Source organism: Methylobacterium litchii (assembly GCF_038442315.1).
GTDB lineage: Bacteria > Pseudomonadota > Alphaproteobacteria > Rhizobiales > Beijerinckiaceae > Methylobacterium > Methylobacterium litchii.
Window position 1 is genome coordinate 896,048 of record NZ_JBBXMY010000001.1, and the last position, 16,367, is coordinate 912,414.

At 70.4% G+C, this 16,367-nt stretch carries 17 protein-coding genes; 8 read left to right on the forward strand and 9 right to left on the reverse strand.

Going from position 1 to position 16,367, the window contains the following annotated elements; all coding sequences use genetic code 11:
• Positions 1-14 precede the first annotated feature (14 nt).
• From AAHF99_RS04605 to AAHF99_RS04620, 4 genes are all read right to left on the reverse strand, one after another.
• Positions 15-1,547: a TolC family protein gene (locus AAHF99_RS04605; protein ID WP_050735103.1), complete on the reverse strand. Its 1,533-nt coding sequence runs from the start codon at positions 1,545-1,547 to the stop codon at positions 15-17.
• Positions 1,548-1,594: 47 nt separating this feature from the next.
• Positions 1,595-1,891 (reverse strand): hypothetical protein, encoded by a 297-nt coding sequence (locus tag AAHF99_RS04610; protein ID WP_050735104.1) that lies wholly within the window; start codon positions 1,889-1,891, stop codon positions 1,595-1,597.
• A 168-nt stretch (positions 1,892-2,059) separates the two neighbouring features.
• Positions 2,060-2,488 (reverse strand): hypothetical protein, encoded by a 429-nt coding sequence (locus AAHF99_RS04615; protein WP_238195257.1) that lies wholly within the window; start codon positions 2,486-2,488, stop codon positions 2,060-2,062.
• A 245-nt stretch (positions 2,489-2,733) separates the two neighbouring features.
• Positions 2,734-3,345: a DUF2231 domain-containing protein gene (locus AAHF99_RS04620; protein ID WP_050735106.1), complete on the reverse strand. Its 612-nt coding sequence runs from the start codon at positions 3,343-3,345 to the stop codon at positions 2,734-2,736.
• Positions 3,346-3,867: 522 nt separating this feature from the next.
• Here AAHF99_RS04620 and AAHF99_RS04625 point away from each other — a divergent pair.
• From AAHF99_RS04625 to AAHF99_RS04660, 8 genes are all read left to right on the forward strand, one after another.
• On the forward strand, positions 3,868-4,422 hold the full coding sequence (locus AAHF99_RS04625; protein WP_039903061.1) for a sigma-70 family RNA polymerase sigma factor: 555 nt from the start codon (positions 3,868-3,870) through the stop codon (positions 4,420-4,422).
• Positions 4,419-5,069: an NrsF family protein gene (locus AAHF99_RS04630; RefSeq protein ID WP_050735107.1), complete on the forward strand. Its 651-nt coding sequence runs from the start codon at positions 4,419-4,421 to the stop codon at positions 5,067-5,069. The genes AAHF99_RS04625 and AAHF99_RS04630 overlap by 4 nt, the downstream gene beginning before the upstream one ends.
• Positions 5,070-5,428: 359 nt before the next feature.
• Entirely contained in the window at positions 5,429-5,671 is a 243-nt protein-coding gene (locus tag AAHF99_RS04635; RefSeq protein ID WP_039903393.1) for a hypothetical protein, read from the forward strand.
• A gap of 577 nt (positions 5,672-6,248) precedes the next feature.
• Positions 6,249-6,662 carry a hypothetical protein gene (locus tag AAHF99_RS04640; RefSeq protein WP_050735108.1) on the forward strand — a complete coding sequence of 138 codons (414 nt, stop codon included), beginning with the start codon at positions 6,249-6,251 and terminating at the stop codon, positions 6,660-6,662.
• Positions 6,663-6,743: 81 nt separating this feature from the next.
• A complete protein-coding gene (locus AAHF99_RS04645; protein ID WP_050735155.1) occupies positions 6,744-7,148 on the forward strand; it encodes a FixH family protein in 405 nt (134 codons plus the stop codon).
• Positions 7,145-8,668 (forward strand): efflux RND transporter periplasmic adaptor subunit, encoded by a 1,524-nt coding sequence (locus tag AAHF99_RS04650; protein WP_050735109.1) that lies wholly within the window; start codon positions 7,145-7,147, stop codon positions 8,666-8,668. Before AAHF99_RS04645 ends, AAHF99_RS04650 begins: the two co-directional genes overlap by 4 nt.
• Positions 8,665-11,817, forward strand: coding sequence for an efflux RND transporter permease subunit (locus AAHF99_RS04655; RefSeq protein ID WP_050735110.1), 3,153 nt, complete (start codon positions 8,665-8,667; stop codon positions 11,815-11,817). The genes AAHF99_RS04650 and AAHF99_RS04655 overlap by 4 nt, the downstream gene beginning before the upstream one ends.
• A 20-nt stretch (positions 11,818-11,837) precedes the next feature.
• Positions 11,838-12,314 (forward strand): DUF411 domain-containing protein, encoded by a 477-nt coding sequence (locus tag AAHF99_RS04660; protein WP_050735156.1) that lies wholly within the window; start codon positions 11,838-11,840, stop codon positions 12,312-12,314.
• Between the two features lie 242 nt (positions 12,315-12,556).
• On the opposite strand, the gene AAHF99_RS04665 is transcribed toward AAHF99_RS04660, so the two are convergent.
• From AAHF99_RS04665 to AAHF99_RS04685, 5 genes are read right to left on the reverse strand one after another with little or no spacing between them, the layout of a single operon-like run.
• Entirely contained in the window at positions 12,557-13,717 is a 1,161-nt protein-coding gene (locus AAHF99_RS04665; protein ID WP_050735111.1) for an MFS transporter, read from the reverse strand.
• A gap of 7 nt (positions 13,718-13,724) precedes the next feature.
• On the reverse strand, positions 13,725-15,020 hold the full coding sequence (locus AAHF99_RS04670; protein WP_342162837.1) for an arsenic transporter: 1,296 nt from the start codon (positions 15,018-15,020) through the stop codon (positions 13,725-13,727).
• A 35-nt stretch (positions 15,021-15,055) separates the two neighbouring features.
• Positions 15,056-15,481, reverse strand: a complete 426-nt coding sequence (arsC, locus tag AAHF99_RS04675) for an arsenate reductase (glutaredoxin) (RefSeq protein WP_050735113.1) — start codon at positions 15,479-15,481, stop codon at positions 15,056-15,058.
• Positions 15,481-16,008 carry an arsenate reductase ArsC gene (locus AAHF99_RS04680; RefSeq protein WP_050735114.1) on the reverse strand — a complete coding sequence of 176 codons (528 nt, stop codon included), beginning with the start codon at positions 16,006-16,008 and terminating at the stop codon, positions 15,481-15,483. Before AAHF99_RS04680 ends, arsC begins: the two co-directional genes overlap by 1 nt.
• The gene (locus tag AAHF99_RS04685) at positions 16,001-16,360 is read right to left on the reverse strand and encodes an ArsR/SmtB family transcription factor (protein ID WP_050735115.1); all 360 of its coding nucleotides are present in this window, start codon (positions 16,358-16,360) and stop codon (positions 16,001-16,003) included. The genes AAHF99_RS04680 and AAHF99_RS04685 overlap by 8 nt, the downstream gene beginning before the upstream one ends.
• Positions 16,361-16,367 lie beyond the last annotated feature (7 nt).

The following is a 16,367-nucleotide window of genomic DNA, read 5'->3' on the forward strand; positions in this document are numbered from 1 at the left end:
CCGGGGTCCGGATCTCAGCCGCCGGGCGTCGCGACGGCGAGGCTCGTCCCCGGGGTGCCCCCGGCGGCCTCGCCGCCGAAGTTGCCCCCCGAGAAACCGCCGCCGACAGTCGCCGCCTTGAGGTCGGTCGCCGCGATCCAGAAGTCGCGCTGCGCCTCGATCGCCTGGATGTTGCTGAGGATCCTGGCCCGGGCGTCGACGATCAGCGTCGTGACGTCCAGCAGCATGCCGCTGTACTGGAGCAGCGCCTGGTCCTGGATCGTCCGCCGCAGGGGCAGGACGCTCGTCTGGTAATGCCGGGTGATGTCGTACTGGCCGCGATAGCGCTGGTACGCCTCGCGCACCTCGGAGCGGGCGTTGACCGCGCGCTCCGCCAGGCGGTTGGCGCTGGCGATGTAGCTTTCCTGCGCCCCCCGGACAGCGGTGGCCCCGAAGTCGTAGATCGGGATGACGAGATCCGCCGAGAACCCGTTCAGGCTGGCCTTGTCGACCTTCGGGGCACCGCCCTCGCCCCCCGCGGTCCTCGACCGCGAGAACCGGTTCGCGAAGCCCGCATCGAAGACGCTGACGAAGCCGCTGGCCTGGTTCAGCCCGAACTGCCCCACGAGCGATTGCAGCTCGAAGCGGGCGGCCTGCACGTCGGCCCGCTTGCTCATCGCCTCGGCCTCGATGGCGTGCCCGTCGACGAGCCTCCCAGGCAGGGGCGGCAGGCCGTTAGGCAGGCGGAAATCGATGTCCCGCCCCCAGAGACCGAGCAGTCGGGTGAGCCGCTCCCGTTCGGCGCGTTGCTGCACCCGCGCCTTGGCGAGCTGCGCGCCCAACTCGCTGTAGAAGGCGTGCTCGCGCGCCTGCTCCAGCTTGTTCAGCGCGCCCGTCTCGCCCAGCTGCTTGGCCAGCGTCGAGGCGGATTCCGCGCCGGCCAGCGCCTGTTCGAGGAAGGCGGTCGCCTGGTTGGCCGCCACGGTCCGGTAGAATTGCCGGCGCGCCTCGCCCCCGAGCCGCAGGACCTGCTCCGCCGCGTTGTACTGGTCGGCCGTGAACCGCTGCCGCGCGATCTCGGCGCGCACCGGGAGCGTCGCCAACTCCAGCACGCTGGCGGCGACGGCGCGCTCGATCTCCGTGTTGAACCCCAATCCCCACTGCGTGATCGAGAGGCGCGGCGAGGGCGGCAGCGTGGCCTGCACGTACTGCGCCTCGGAGACGCCGAGGTCGTTGAAGGCGGCCTGCAAGCCCCGGTTCCTCAGGAGTGCGACCTGCACCGCGCCGTCGGCGGTCAGGGGACGGCGCAGCAACGCGTCCACGCGCGCGTCCGCGCTCGGCGCGACGCCCTGGTCGTCCGCCTTCACGATGTCCTTGCGCAGTTCCAACGCTGCGTAGCCGCCTGCGACGGAGAGGCCCGCGTCCGGCGAGAAGCTCGCGCAGCCCCCCAAGGCGAGGCCGAGGCCGGTAACGCTCGCGGCCACGCGCACGAACCGCCCCCGGACGGCCTCGTCCGGCGGTCGCGCGGTCGTACCGGCGTGTCCCGGCGCGGTCGTCGTGCCACTCATGTCCGGTAGTCCGGCGCCGCCGCCCGTTTGGTTACAGCGACGGGCCATCACCGCCCCCCCGAATCGCGCTTGCCGCCCATGCCGGGCATCCCGTCCATGCCCGGCATGCCCCCCATCCCGCCGGACCCGGCCTTCGGCGCGACCTGACGATTGAGCTCGCGCCAATCCTTAGGGTCGACGACGCCGAAATCCTTCACGCCCTGCGTCACCTTGGCGTAGCGGGGCGGCCGGACCGGGATGTCCGGCTCCGAGGGCAGGACGAGCCCGGCGGGAACGGCGGCGGGCAAGCAGCCGGCGAGCGGCAGGACCGCCGCGAGCGCGGCCGGTCTCGGCAGCTTGAACATCTTGGATTTCCCGAATTGAGGCGGACGGCCGAAGGCAGTCCCAGGCGTTGCACGGGCCGCGGGCCGAGCGGCGACGGCGTCGCGCCCAGCGAAGGCGTCGGCTCGTTGTGGGTGTGCGAGGCCGTCCCTTCGGAGCGGCCGGGGGCGGGCGCTAGATCCGCCCGCGCGTCACGCTTGGCGCCTCGGCGGCCGCTCGATCCGTAGCGGATGCGCGTCGACGGCCCCGTCCACCTGGACGATCAGGACCCGCTCGGACGGATGAAATTCCAGGGTGATGCTCGCCCATGGCAGGGTGGGAAGCGCGGCTTGGCACGCGAGCGGGCAGCAGGTCGCCGGGCAGGGAGGATGCTTGGGGCGATGCCGATGGCCGGGGCATCCTTCGTCGGCGGCCGCCGCCGGCACGGCGAGGGAAGTCCCCCGTATCCCAGCCTCGTCCGGCTCGTTCTGGCCGCCCAAGGCGCCGGCGGCGTGCGCGAGAGGCGTCGCCGCGGCGGCTGCTATGTGGCGGTGAGCCATCGACTGCCGGCCCATGGTGCACGGCGCTGCCGGCGCGATGGCCAAGGCCAAGGCGAGTACGGCAAGCAGCAATGCGCGCACGACATTCACTGATCAGGGCCCCTGCCTAATCTTCGCGGACATTCTCACGCCGGGGTGGAAGCTGCAATCCGTGGTGCTCGACCGATGTCCCACAAACTCAGCGTGTTGGAAGTTCGCCACATGCCGGTGTCGACGGCGAAGCCGCACTCGGCGGATTGACCGCCACACCGGTGCCAGGACCCCCGCCGCGTTCATGCGACGGGCGCTTGGGGGTACCCGGGACGGGTATCACCGCGGCCCGTCCGTCAATGAGCGTGTTCGTGCGGTGTGGAGGGGGCGTCCGGCGCCGGGCGCGTCACTACCTTGCCCGCGGCGGCATCGGGCGTCTTTGGGGCGTCCGCGGTCTCGTGGTCGTGGCCGTGCTCATGGGGATGGCCGCCGCTTGCGGGGTGGACGTGGTCGCCCGATCTCGGGAGCGCCATGACGCCCAGGCCGTAACGGTAGACGTTCTCGCCGCCGAGCCAGCCCGTGACCACGAGGGCCCCGGAACCTCCGGCGAGGAGCACCAGCAGCAGGACGCCCGCGCCTGCGACCTTCCGGCGCTCCAGCCAGGCGACGCCGGCGGCGGCGAGGAACACGAGCGCGGTGGCGACGGCCCAGCGAAGGTGGACGGTCATGTTCGCGTGCGAGGGCGCGTCGTGATCGACCGTGTTGTACGCCGACCAACCCGTGGCGAGGGTCGCGACCGTGACTGCCGCGCCGATCGCGAGGTTCCATCGGGCGGCGGCCGTGAGCGCGCCTCCCGATGCCGCTTTCCTGAACAGGGTCCCCGCGGCGAAGAGGACGCTGGCCGTGATGAGGAGGGCGACCGTGAAATGGACCGCGACCGGATGCCAGTTCGGGATCACCTCGATCATGATCGTACTCCTAGGAAAACGTCGATGGCGGGACGGGCCGGCTTCTTGCCCGGACCGCCCGCGGTGAGGGGAAAAGCGATGGCGCCGAACGCCGGCCCCGGGCCGAGCCCGCCGTCTTCCCCGGATCGGAGACCGCCCTCTCCGCGGCGCTCTCGGCAAGCCTGTCCATGCGAAGGGAGAGCGCCGGCGGCGAGGCTCCGGAGGCTTCCCGCCCGGCCCGTGGCGTCGGGTACGGCTGGGTCTAAGATCGGGGCATAGGCTTGGCAATTATGCGCGGCACATGCCTACGCTCCCGGGCATGCCGCGAGCGCTGTAACGTTTCGGCGGCCGCTTGCGGATTGTTCTCCGAGCGGCGCGGCCGATCATACGTCGCTTTCGGCCGACGAGCCTCAGGGCGCAGATCGCCGTACGACACGCTCCTACAGGATGGTGCTGCGGTCGTGAGGACACGGTGGGGTGGCGGAACATGCGACGTATCTCTGACATCCGCTCAGCGGCTACGAACCGGCCCGCCTAGTCCCGGTGCTGCAGGTGGAAGAGGAACTGCGCGCGCTGCTCATCGCCAGCCTTGCGGGCAGCGCGGCCGACTACCGGCGCTTCCTGGGGCGGCTCGGGTCGCACCTACGCGCGTATTACAAAGGCAAGCTGGCTCGCTCCGGCCGTACCGACACCGAGGCGGAGGATCTCGTCCAGGAGACGCTGATGGTGATCCATGTGCGGCGGCACACCTATGACGTCACGCAACCGGTGACGCCGTGGATCCACGCCATCGCCCGCTACAAGCTCATCGACCATTTTCGGCGTACGCGTACGGCCGCGGCCGACGTCCCGGTCGAGGATGCCGGCGTGCTGGTGGCTCGCGACGATCATGTCGCGGCGGAGAGCTCGCTCGACGTCGAGCGCCTCCTGGCGCACCTACCGCCCAAGATGAGGAACGCGATCCTCTCGACGAAGGTCGAGGGCCTGAGCGCCGCCGAGGCGGCCGAACGTGCCGGGATGTCCGAGACCGCGATCAAGGTGAGCGTCCACCGCGGCCTGAAGACCCTGGCCAATCTCGTGGGAGGCAAGGCGAGATGAAGACCGACGAACTCATCGGCCTGCTGGGCGCCAGCTTCGAGCGCGAACCGGTCGGGGCCCCCTGGATGACCCGCCGGCTCGCGCTGGCGGTCGCGGTCGGCGCGACGGCCGCGCTGTGCCTGGCGCTGGCGTTTCTGGGCCTGCGTCCCGGCCTGACCGAGGTCCGGCCGCTCCTGTTCCTCGCGTTCAAGTTCTCGTTCGCGGCCGCGGTCGGGAGTCTCGCGCTCCGGTATCTCGTCAGGGCGGTCAGGCCCGGCGGCGAGAGCCGCGTCCATCTCGGGGTCGCCGCCTTGCCGTTCCTCGTGGTCGCGGCGCTGGCGTGCGTGAGCCTTTTGATGGCGCCGACCGAACATTGGCACGGCATGGTATCCGGTCACACCTGGCTCGAATGCCTCATCTCGATCCCCGTGATCGCCGTCGTGCCGTTCGCCGTCGTCACCTGGGCGGTTCGACGGTTCGGAGCGCCGACGGATCTCGTGCGGGCGGGTGCCCTGGTCGGCCTCTCCGCGGGAGCCGTGAGCGCGCTCGGCTATTCACTGCACTGCATGGACGATACCGTACCGTTCGTCGCCGTCTGGTACGGGGGGACGATCGCGATGTGCACGCTCGTCGGAGCGCTCCTGGGACCGCGCCTCCTTCGCTGGTAGCGAGCCGGTTCGGAACATCCTCCGGATCGCCTGCCGGGGTTCAAGGGGCGACGCGACGGTTTGGGGGCCTGTCGCCGGCCGACGCTTCATGTCACGGGCCTCGCTGCGGTATCGCCGCGGATGGGATCCGGCACGACGACGGGCATGACCCTCCCACCCGCCCGGCCGCGCGAGGCAATGCGGCCGCCGCGCATCCCACAATCGCTTGCAGGATCATCCCCCCGGTGAGCGAGGCGCCGCGCCGGGCGACCCCGGCCCAACCCCACAAAGGTTCGCAGCGCGCTGTAACGGTACGTCCAAGACATCCGGACTTAAAGACAAGGAGCGGCAAGCTTCTCGTCAGATCAACGGGTTCCGCCATGAAAAGCAAGATCATCCCCGCCTTTGCAGGAATCGCCATGCTCGCCGGACTGCCGGGTTACGCGCTCGCGGGATGGATGGACAACGTCCCACCCCGTTTTCTGCCCCAGACGCATCAATCGCAACGGACCGAAACGCCTCAGGTCGAAGCTCCGGACGTCGGCCTGACGACCGGATCGATCAGCGCGGTGCCCCGTCGCCCTGCCGCCGCCCGGTCGGCACCCCCCGCCCAGCACTTCTGAACCTCCCGCGGGGTCCGAACCGCCGGACCGGCCGATTGGGGTTGTACGGGGTGAGGTTTGGCGCGCCGCCCTGCACCGCCTACCGCGCGGAGGGCCAAGTGTGCGGTAGGTTTCCCAGATGCCCGGACAGCACGCGCGCGGATGCCGGGAGCCCGGAACCTGCGCCCTTGCGATGGGCGGCCAGCGCAACAGCCCGAGGGCGACGACCGGCTCACGCCTGCGATGCACGCGACCATTCCCCTGTTGACCGCCTTCCAGATTGCGCGCCCGGCAGACGGCCACCCCATGTCCGCGGGCTTGCCAGGGGACCGACGGTGTCGATGCGGCTTCCATGGGTAGCGGCCTCGATCCGGCCTCTGCCTGCCGTTCGGGGACGGCCATGGCACGGCAGGCCGGACGCGCCATGGCGCGGTCCGGCGGGCTCACGAGAAACGGGTCGCCGAGACGCCCGCCCGGCGAGGTCGGTCGGCGGATCGACCGCCCGACGGAACGAAACCTTGACCCTCAAGACTTGAGACGCGCCGTCTCCCGTGACACTGGCCTTCCGCCCGGATCGAAAAGCTGGCATCGTACCTGCGTGACGTTCTTGATCGCCCTTCGGCGACTGTTGCCGCTCCTGGCGGTACTCAGCCTCGCCCTGACGCCGGTGGCCGCGCCCGCGGCCGCCGCGGGGATGCGCGCGTTCATCATGGCGCAAGCCGCGCCTGAGGCGACCTCGGCCATTGCCCATGCCGAGATGGAGGGGATGGACGTGGGCGACGCGGACATGGCCGACATGCCGTGCTGCCCGCCCGGGAAGGTGGCGAAGCCCGACTGCGCCAAGGCCGGCTGTCCGCTTTTGGCGCTCTGCCTCGCCAGCGTCGCCTCCCTCCTGCCGACCGCGGCGTCCGTCCCGGCCCCGGTGGCGACGCGGACGAGCCGGGTGTGGCCCGATGCGGCGTCCTTCGCCAGCCTGTCCGGCCGCCCCCTACCTGAGCCCCCCCGAGCCTGAGCCCGATGCCGCCGGCGTGAACGCCGGCACGACGCCGCGCGTCCGCGCGTGGCCATCCATCGCGTTCAGGAGACGAAATCCGTGACCACGTACCCCTTCGCGCGCGCCCTCGGTGCCGCGCTGCTCGGCGCCGCGCTGTCGGTCCCGGCCCTGCCGGCGCTCGCCGGCATCAAGGACTACGCCTTCGAGCCGACCCGGACGGAGGCGAAGGTCGGCGAGACCATCCTCTCGGTGCGCCTCATGGACAAGCGCACCGGCAAGCCCGTTCCGGACGCGGTGATCTTCGCCAAGCGCATCGACATGGCGCCCGACAGCATGGACGAGATGACCTCGACGATCGAGCAGGTCCCGTCGACGGAGCCTGGCATCTACCGCTTCAAGGCGAAGCTCACGATGGCCGGGGGCTGGCGGCTCTCGCTGGGGGCGAAGGTCCAGGGCGAAACCGGCACCGTCGAGGACAGGCTCGTCTTCCAGGCGGTCAAGTGAGCCGCTCGGCATGGCTCGCCGGGATCCTCGCCGCGTTGGCGGCGGGGGGCACCGGGTACTGGGCGGGGCGCGATGGCAGCCCCGTTCCGGTCCTCGTCGAGCGCGCACGGACCGAGTTCGCCCACTGGCTGCCGACCGGCATGCCGGGTCCGCAGGCACCGGCGCCGCCGAAGGTCACGGGTCCGGTGGTCTACTACCAGGATCCGGATGGGAAGCCGGTCTACTCCGCGTCGCCGAGAACGACTGCGGAGGGGCACGACTTCCGGGCGGTTCGGGCCAGCGAGGACGTGCGCTTCGACCAGGCACAAGGGAGCGAGACGACATCCCCCGACATGGCCGGCCACGACGTGACCGGGCACGGCATGGCGGCGCCTGGAACGGCGGCGGCCGGAAAGCCCGACCGGGGCACGCGCAAGGTGCTCTACTACCGCAACCCGATGGGCCTGCCGGACACCTCGGCGACCCCGAAAAAGGATTCGATGGGGATGGACTACATCCCCGTCTACGCGGGCGAGGACGAGGGCGGCAACGTCGTGACGGTCTCCCCCGGCAAGGTCCAGCGGACCGGCGTCCGAACCGAAACCGTGGAGCGGCGGGTGGTGGCGCAGCCGGTGCGCGTGCCCGGTACCGTCGCCCTCGACGAGCGGCGCGTGACGGTCATCGCGACCCGGTCGGACGCGTACGTCGACCATGTCGAGGACGTCACCACCGGCGACCGCGTCCGCAAGGGCCAGCCGCTGGTCCACGTCTACTCCCCCGACATCAATTCCGCCGCCGCGCAGCTCATCGCCAACCCCGGCTTCGACGGAGCTCGGCGACGCCTGCAGAACCTCAACGTCTCCGAGGCCGTCATCGACGACATGGAGCGCACCCGGAAGGTGCCGATGGCCATCACTTGGTCGTCGGCCCGGGACGGCTTGGTGCTGCAGCGCTCGGCCGTCGAGGGCATGAAGGCCGCGGCCGGCGACACCCTGTTCCGGATCGGCGACATCTCGGTCATGTGGGTGCTGGCCGACGTGCCCGAGCGCGACCTGGCCGGGGTTCGCGCCGGACAGGCCGTGACCGTGCGCCTGCGTTCGGCCCCGGGCCGGACCTTCTCCGGCAAGGTCGGGGTGATCTATCCGCAGGTAAACCCGGACACCCGGGCCACGCGGGTGCGCATCGAGCTGCCGAATCCGGACGGCGCGCTCCTGCCGGACATGTACGCCGAGGTCGAGATCGCCACGGGGGCGGGCAAGCCCGTCGTGGCGGTGCCCGACGACGCGGTCATCGACACAGGTGCACGGCAGGTGGTGCTGCTCGACAGGGGCGGGGGGCGCTTCGAGCCCCGCGAGGTCAAGGTCGGGGTTCGCGGCACGGGCTACGTCGAGGTCCGCGAGGGCGTCGACGCCGGCGACCGGGTCGTCACGGCGGCGAACTTCCTGATCGACGCCGAGAGCAACCTGAAGGCGGCGCTTCAGTCCATGTCCGCCCCGAAGGCGAGCGACCGGCAGGCCTCGAACCTTGAGGGCAAGCCATGATCGCGCGCCTCATCGGCTGGTCGGCCCGCAACCTCGTCCTGGTGCTGGTCGGCACCGTGTTCGCCGTGGCCGCTGGCGTCATGGCGCTGCGAACGCTGCCGCTCGACGCCATCCCCGACCTCTCGGACGTGCAGGCCATCGTCTACACCGAGTACCCGGGCCAGGCCCCGCAGGTGGTCGAGGATCAGGTCACCTATCCTCTCACGACCGCCATGCTGACGGTCCCGAAGGCGAAGGTGGTGCGCGGCTTCTCGTTCTTCGGGGTCAGCTTCGTCTACGTGATCTTCGAGGACGGCACCGATCCCTACTGGGGCCGTAGTCGAGTGCTGGAGTACCTCAACGCGGCCGCCAGCCGCTTGCCGGCGGGCGTGACCCCGACCCTCGGTCCGGACGCCACCGGCGTCGGCTGGGTCTACCAGTACGTGGTCGTGGCCAAGGAGCGCACGCTCGCGGAATTGCGCTCCCTCCAGGACTGGGTGGTCCGTTTCGGGGCGTCGCGGGCCGAGGGCGTGGCCGAGGTCGCGGGCGTCGGCGGCTTCGTCAAGCAGTACAACGTCGTGGTCGACCCGAACCGCCTACGGGCGCAGGGGATCTCGCTCAACAAGCTCCGGGACGCGATCCGGGCGAGCAACGCCGACGTCGGCGGCCGCACGGTCGAGCTCTCCGAGTTCGAGTTCATAGTGCGCGGACGCGGCTACCTGCGGAGCGTGGCCGACATCGACAACATCGTCCTGAAGACCACCGGTGGTGCTCCCCTGCGGGTGCGGGACGTCGCCCGGGTCGAACTCGGGCCTGACGAGCGGCGGGGCATCACCGAGATGAATGGTGACGGCGAGGTCGCCGGCGGCATCGTCCTGCAGCGGTTCGGCGCGAACGCCCTGACCGTCATCGAGAACGCGAAGGCGAAGCTCGCGGAGGTGGCGAAAAGCCTGCCGGCCGGCACCGAGATCCTGCCGGTCTACGACCGCTCGCAACTCATCGACGCGGCCATCGAGACGCTGCGGCACACGCTTGTCGAGGAGAGCGTCGTCGTCTCCCTCGTATGCATCGTGTTCCTCCTACACGTCCGAAGCGCGCTGGTCGCCATCCTGATGCTGCCCGTCGGCATCCTGATGGCGTTCGCCGGGATGAAGGCGCTGGGGCTGGGCGCCAACATCATGTCGCTCGGCGGCATCGCCATCGCGGTCGGCGCCATGATCGACGCGGCCATCGTGATGATCGAGAACGCCCACAAGCACCTGGAGCGGGCGCCGCCGGACAAGCCGCGGGTCGAGATCTTGGTCGAGGCGGCGGGCGAGGTCGGCCCCTCGCTGTTCTTCTCACTCCTCATCATCACCGTGAGCTTCCTGCCCATCTTCACCCTGGAGGGCGAGGAGGGGCGCCTGTTCGGGCCGCTCGCGCTCACCAAGACCTTCGCCATGGCGGCGGCGGCGCTCCTGTCGGTGACCCTGGTGCCGGCGCTGATGGTGTTGTTCGTGCGCGGACGGATCGTCCCGGAGCATCGCAACCCGGTGAACCGGCTCCTGATCTGGCTCTATCGCCCGGTCATCGCGGGCGTACTGCGGGCGCGGTTGCCCACGATCCTGCTCGCCCTCGGCGTCCTGGCGGTCACCGTCTGGCCGGCGCGCCAGCTCGGCTCGGAGTTCATGCCGGAACTCGACGAGGGGACGCTGATGTACATGCCGACGACCCTGCCCGGCATCTCGGTGACGAAGGCGGGCGAGTTGCTGGCGACCCAGGACCGGATCATCAAGTCCTTCGCGGAGGTCGCCTCGGTCTACGGCAAGGCCGGGCGCGCCAGCACCGCGACCGACCCGGCGCCGATGGAGATGGCCGAGACCATCATCAGCCTCAAGCCGAAGGCCGAGTGGCGCCCGGGCGTGACGCTCGCGAGCCTCAAGGCGGAGATGGACCGGGCGCTGCAGTTCCCGGGCGTCTCGAATGCTTGGACGCAGCCGATCCGCGCCCGCATCGACATGCTTTCGACCGGCATCCGGACCCCGGTCGGCATCAAGGTGCTCGGCACCGACCTCGGCGCCATGGAGAAGGTCGCCCGTCAGGTCGAGGCGGTGGTGCGCGACGTGCCGGGCACGTCGAGTGCCTACGCGGAGCGGGTCATCGGCGGGTACTTCCTCGACATCACGCCCGACCGGGAGGCGCTCGGCCGCTACGGGCTCATGGTGGGCGACGTCCAGGACGTGGTCGCCTCGGCTCTCGGCGGGCAGAGCGTCACCAACACGGTCGAGGGCCGCGAGCGCTACACCGTCAACGTGCGCTACCCGCGCGCCTTCCGCTCCGACCCGCGGGCCATCGCCGACGAGGTGCAGGTGCCGCTGCCGGCCGGCGGGACGGTGCCGCTCGGTGAGGTCGCGAAGGTCGAGCTCACCCGGGGGCCGACCTCGATCCGGACCGAGAACGGCCAGCTCGCGGTCTACATCTTCGTCGACCTCACGGGGCGCGACCTCGGCGGCTACGTGGCCGACGCGCGGGCCGCGGTCGACAGGGAGGTCAGGTTGCCCCAGGGCACGACCCTGCAGTGGAGCGGGCAGTACGAGTACCTGGAGCGCGCCGAAGCCCGCCTCAGGATCGTTGTGCCGCTGACGCTGCTCGTCGTGTTCCTGCTCCTCTACCTGAACTTCCGCCGTCTGACCGAGACCCTCATCGTCATGCTCTCGCTGCCGTTCGCGCTCGTCGGCGGCGTCTGGCTGATGTGGTGGATGGGCTTCAACATGTCGGTGGCGGTGGCGGTCGGCTTCATCGCGCTCGCCGGCGTCGCAGCCGAGACCGGCGTGATCATGCTGGTCTACCTCGACCACGCCCTCGACGAGGTCCGGGCAGGGTGCCGGCGTGAGGGACGCCCCCTCACGCGCGAGGACCTGCGGCAGGCCATCATGGTCGGCGCCGTCGAGCGGGTGCGGCCCAAGATGATGACGGTGGTCGCCATCATGGCGGGTCTCCTGCCCATCCTCTGGAGCACCGGTTCGGGCTCCGAGGTCATGCAGCGCATCGCCGTGCCGATGATCGGCGGGATGGTGTCCTCGACCGTGCTGACCCTCGTCGTGATTCCGGCCGTCTACGCGTTGGTGAAAGGTCGCGGGTTGCCGGAGGCCGCCGCGGAGGGTGCACGGATGCCTCTGGCGGCCGAATGAGGAATCAACAGGAGCGAATGATGAAGTCAGACATGATGCCGTCCCGGCGTGCCGTGCTCGCGGGCTTGGCGGCGGGAGTGTCGCTCGGACGACCCGTGATGGGGGAGAGCCTGCCGACCGTCGCCGTGACGAAGGACCCGAGTTGCGGCTGCTGCGCGAAGTGGGTGGACCACCTGCGACAGGCCGGCTTCACGGTGACGGTGACCGAGGGTCCCGTGAACCCGGTCAAGGCGCGTCTCGGCGTGCCGAGGGACCTCGCCTCCTGCCACACCGCTCTCGTGGACGGCTACGTGGTCGAGGGACACGTTCCGGCGGACGCCATCAGGCGGCTGCTGGCGGAGCGGCCGAAGGTGACGGGACTGGCCGTTCCGGGCATGCCGGCAGGGTCGCCCGGCATGGAGGTCGAGGGCAGGGAGCCCGACATCTACGAGGTGGTCCTGTTCGGGCCGGAGGGGCGCGGCGCCTTCGCCCGTTATCGTGGAGGCGCGCCGGCTTGAGCGCAGCCGTCGCGCGGGCGCTCGCCGTCACCGTACTCGTTCGGGGCGGTGAACCGACGTTGAGGCATCCCCCCAGGAGCCGATGCCCGGCTTCTCGCGGAGCTTGGTCGGCCGGCCGGTCCGCCCACCCTGGCCGAAGCGGACGGACGGCGTGGGGGGCGATTGTCCCGGGGACTGGGAAGTCGAAGCCAAGGATGCTGAAGCGCGACCGAGTTCCCATAGCTGCCGAAGCGGTGGAGCGATTACCGTGTCCGCCACAACCCGCCGACAAGTCCGAGGTTGGCGAGGCCGAGGATGAGCAGGAGCCACCAAAGGGCATCCGGGCTGGCGTAGGTCAGCACGAAAGCGCCGGCCGGCGGCGCTAGCGCCTGCGCGATCAGCCCCGGCCGTGCCAAGCGGCCGACGACCAGCGGATAGCGAACGGGGCCGAACAGGGCCAAGGGCACCGTGCCCCGCGCAATCGAATAGATGCCGTTGCCGCCGCCGTAGAGGACCAGCCAGACCCCGACGCCGGGCAGGCCGCCGGCGAGCAGCACCAGGCCGAGGGCGACGAGGCCAAGGGCTGCGGTCGGGGTCCACAGGGGATGGTGCCGGCCCTTGAACGACATTTCCGCGACGCGGGCGCCGACCTGAGCCGGGCCGATCAGCGCCCCGTAGGAGACGGCCGAAGCGAGCGCCACGCCCCGCGCCTGCAGGAGCGTCAGCAGGTGCACCGAAACAAGCGACATGATCGCGCCGCCGATTATCAGCACGCCGGCGAACAGCCGGAACGCCCGCCGTTCCTTCGCGGACAGCGGGCCGGTTCGGTCCTGGTGATGCCCCGCCGACGGCGGTGCCGGGGCCTTGGGGATCAGAAGGAGGACAAGCGGTAGCGTCACCGCGAGGTGCAGGCCGGCATAGGCCAGGCAGGCACCGCGCCATCCGAAATGCGCGACCAGGAAGGCGGAAAGTGGCCAGCAAACGGTGCTGGCGAACCCGCCCCACAGGGTCAGGGTGGTGATCGCCGGCCGCGCCGCCGCGCCGTAGAGCCGGCCGAGGGTCGCGAATGCCGGATCGTACAGGCCGCAACCCATGCCGAGGCCGAGCAGCAGCCAGCCGGCGAGGTAGACCGGCAGGATCGGAGCCAGCGCCAGCATGGTCAGCCCGGCAGCCAGCAGCAGCGCGGCCAGCGCCAGGATGGGCCGGCCGCCGTGGCGGTGGATCGCCGTCCCGATATGCGGCGAGGCGAACGCGGCGACCAGCAGGCCGAGTGACAGTCCGCCGACGACCCAGGCGAGCGGCCAGCCGGTGCTTTCGGCGACCGGGCCGGCAAGCACCGCCGGCAGGTAGAACGACGAGCCCCAGGTGAGGATCTGCACGACGCCGAGGGCGGAGATCACCGGCCAGCGGCGGGCCTCGGACACGGGCTGCCTACCGGGTGCCGAGAAGCGGCAGCCAAGCCGCCAGCGCCACGAGCGTGACCAGCAGCACGGGCGGGGTGATGACAAGCCCGACCTTCATATACTGGCCCCAGGTGATTTTCTGGCCCTTGCTGTCAAGGACGTGCAGCCAGAGCAGCGTGGCGAGGCTGCCGATTGGCGTGAACTTCGGGCCGAGGTCGCAACCGATCACGTTGGCATAGACCATTAGCTCGCGCGTCAGCGGGGACAGGTCCGGCGCCTGCTGGATCGAGAGCGCCCCGATCAGCACAGATGGCATGTTGTTCATCACGGACGACAGGATCGCCGCCGCGAAGCCGGTGCCGACCGTGGCGACCCACGGGCCATGGCCGACGAGCCAGACCAAGCCCGTGGCCAGCTCGTCGGTCAGGCCGGCGTTCCGCAGGCCGTAGACCACGAGGTACATGCCGAGGCTGAACAGCACGATCTGCCAGGGGGCGCCGATCAGCACCTTGCGGATCGGGATGACCCTGCCCCGGTCGGCAAGCAGTAGAAGAACGGCCGCACCGGCACAGGTGACGGCCGCCACCGGCACGCCGAACGGCGCGGTGACGAAGTAGGCGAGCAGGAGCACGCCAAGCAGCGGGAACGCCGCCCGGAACACCAGCGGATCGCGGATGGCCCCGACCGGGCGCTCCAAGGCGGCCGCCGGGTAGGCCGCCGGCACGTCGCGCCGGAAGAAAGCCCAAAGCACCACCAGGGTCGCCGCCAGGGACACCAGGTTCACCGGCACCATGACGGCCGCATACCTGCCGAAGGTCACGTCGAAGAAGTTGGCGGAGACGATGTTGACCAGGTTGGAGATCACCAGCGGCAGGGAGGTGCTGTCGGCCACGAACCCGCAGGCGACGATGAATGCCAGCGCCGCCGCCGGCTTGAAGTCGAGCCGGAGCAGGATCGCCAGCACAATCGGCGTCAGCAGCAGCGCCGCGCCGTCGTTGGCGAACACCGCAGCGATGGCCGCGCCGAGCAACACGACAAGCGGAAAGAGCCGCCGGCCGGACCCACTGCCCCAGCGGGCGACGTGCAGCGCCGCCCAATGGAAGAAACCGGCCTCATCGAGCAGCAGCGAGATGATGATGAGCGCCACGAAGGTGAAGGTGGCGTCCCAGACGATATGCCAGACCACCGGAATATCGCCCGGATGGATCACCCCCGTGGCGAGCGCGACCGCCGCGCCTGCCAGCGCGCTCCATCCGATCCCGAGGCCCCTTGGCTGCCAGATGACGAAGACGAGGGTGACGAGGAAGATGGCGAGCGCGAGCATCCGGGCGTTTTCTTCTTATGGGTCGGGGTTGGGGTTCAGGCAGTGCCGACGCGGCGGCCGTGCTCGTCCACGACCCGCTCGCCATCCTCTTTGACGAACTCGCCTTGCTGCCCCGGCAGGAGGTCCAGCACGGCTTCGGACGGCCGGCACAGCCGCACGCCCTTGGGGCTGACCACCAGCGGGCGGTTGAGAAGGATCGGATGCGCCTCGATGGCATCGAGCAGCTGCGCATCGGTCAATGCCGGATCGCCAAGGCCCAGCTCGGCGAACGGCGCGCCCTTCTCCCGCAGTGCGTCGCGGACGGGCAGGCCGGCCCGGGCGAGGAGCTGCACCAGCAGCGCCCGGGCGGGCGGCGTCTTCAGATACTCGATCACATGAGGCTCGATTCCGGCGTTGCGGATCATCGCCAGGGTGTTGCGGGACGTGCCGCAGTCCGGGTTGTGGTAGATGATGACGTCCATCAAGCGACCTCCGGCCGGAGCGCGGTGGCACCGGCTTGTTGGCCGATCTCTCTGACTTTGGCCGACAGGGCCGCCTGGTCGAGGCTGCCGAGCGGCAGGGCGATAAAGGCCGCGATGCGGTTCTTCAGGTAGCGCTGCGCTGTCACGAAGGCGCGCTTGCGCTCGATCTCCGAGCCTTCCGCAGCGGCAGGGTCCTCGATGCCCCAATGAGCGGTCACGGGCTGACCAGTCCAGAAGGGGCAGGGTTCGCCGGCTGCGTTGTCACAGACCGTGAACACGAAATCCATCACCGGAGCACCGGGCGCGGCGAACTCGTCCCAGGACTTCGAGCGCAGCCCGTGCACGGGGTAGTCGCTCTCCCGTAGCGTCTGCAACGCCAGCGGATGCGGCTCGCCCTTGGGCTGGCTACCGGCGGAGTAGGACCGGAAGCGGCCTTGCCCATCCTGGTTCAGCATCGCTTCCGCCAGGATCGAGCGGGCCGAGTTGCCGGTGCAGAGAAACAGGACGTTGTAGACGCGATCAGGCATAGAGGGTGTCTCCGGGTGGGCAGTTGCAGGCGGCGAGGGCGGCGACGGCCGGGGTGCAGACCTCCGGGTGGCCCTGACAGCAGTCGCGCATCAGGAACTGGATCAGGTCGGACAGGGCCGGATAGGCAGCACTGTAGATGATCGAACGGCCCTCGCGCCGCGAGGCGACCAAGCCCGCATGGCTCAGCTCCTTGAGATGGTGGGATACGGTCGCGGCAGAGACGCCGACCGCCTCGGCCAGAACGCCGGAGGCGAGGCCGCCTGGTCCGGCGGTCACGAGCGACCGCACCAGACGCAGGCGGTGTTCCTGCGCCAGGGCCGCAAAGGCGGCGAGGGCTTGCGGTTCATCCATTTTCGTT

Bases quoted from the DNA above. Each gene is read 5' to 3' on its own strand.
- AAHF99_RS04605 (WP_050735103.1), bottom strand. From the start codon at position 1,547: ATGAGTGGCACGACGACCGCGCCGGGACACGCCGGTACGACCGCGCGA.
- AAHF99_RS04610 (WP_050735104.1), bottom strand. From the start codon at position 1,891: ATGTTCAAGCTGCCGAGACCGGCCGCGCTCGCGGCGGTCCTGCCGCTC.
- AAHF99_RS04620 (WP_050735106.1), bottom strand. From the start codon at position 3,345: ATGATCGAGGTGATCCCGAACTGGCATCCGGTCGCGGTCCATTTCACG.
- AAHF99_RS04630 (WP_050735107.1), top strand. From the start codon at position 4,419: ATGAAGACCGACGAACTCATCGGCCTGCTGGGCGCCAGCTTCGAGCGC.
- AAHF99_RS04635 (WP_039903393.1), top strand. From the start codon at position 5,429: ATGAAAAGCAAGATCATCCCCGCCTTTGCAGGAATCGCCATGCTCGCC.
- AAHF99_RS04655 (WP_050735110.1), top strand. From the start codon at position 8,665: ATGATCGCGCGCCTCATCGGCTGGTCGGCCCGCAACCTCGTCCTGGTG.
- AAHF99_RS04660 (WP_050735156.1), top strand. From the start codon at position 11,838: ATGAAGTCAGACATGATGCCGTCCCGGCGTGCCGTGCTCGCGGGCTTG.
- AAHF99_RS04670 (WP_342162837.1), bottom strand. From the start codon at position 15,020: ATGCTCGCGCTCGCCATCTTCCTCGTCACCCTCGTCTTCGTCATCTGG.
- arsC (WP_050735113.1), bottom strand. From the start codon at position 15,481: ATGGACGTCATCATCTACCACAACCCGGACTGCGGCACGTCCCGCAAC.
- AAHF99_RS04680 (WP_050735114.1), bottom strand. From the start codon at position 16,008: ATGCCTGATCGCGTCTACAACGTCCTGTTTCTCTGCACCGGCAACTCG.
- AAHF99_RS04685 (WP_050735115.1), bottom strand. From the start codon at position 16,360: ATGGATGAACCGCAAGCCCTCGCCGCCTTTGCGGCCCTGGCGCAGGAA.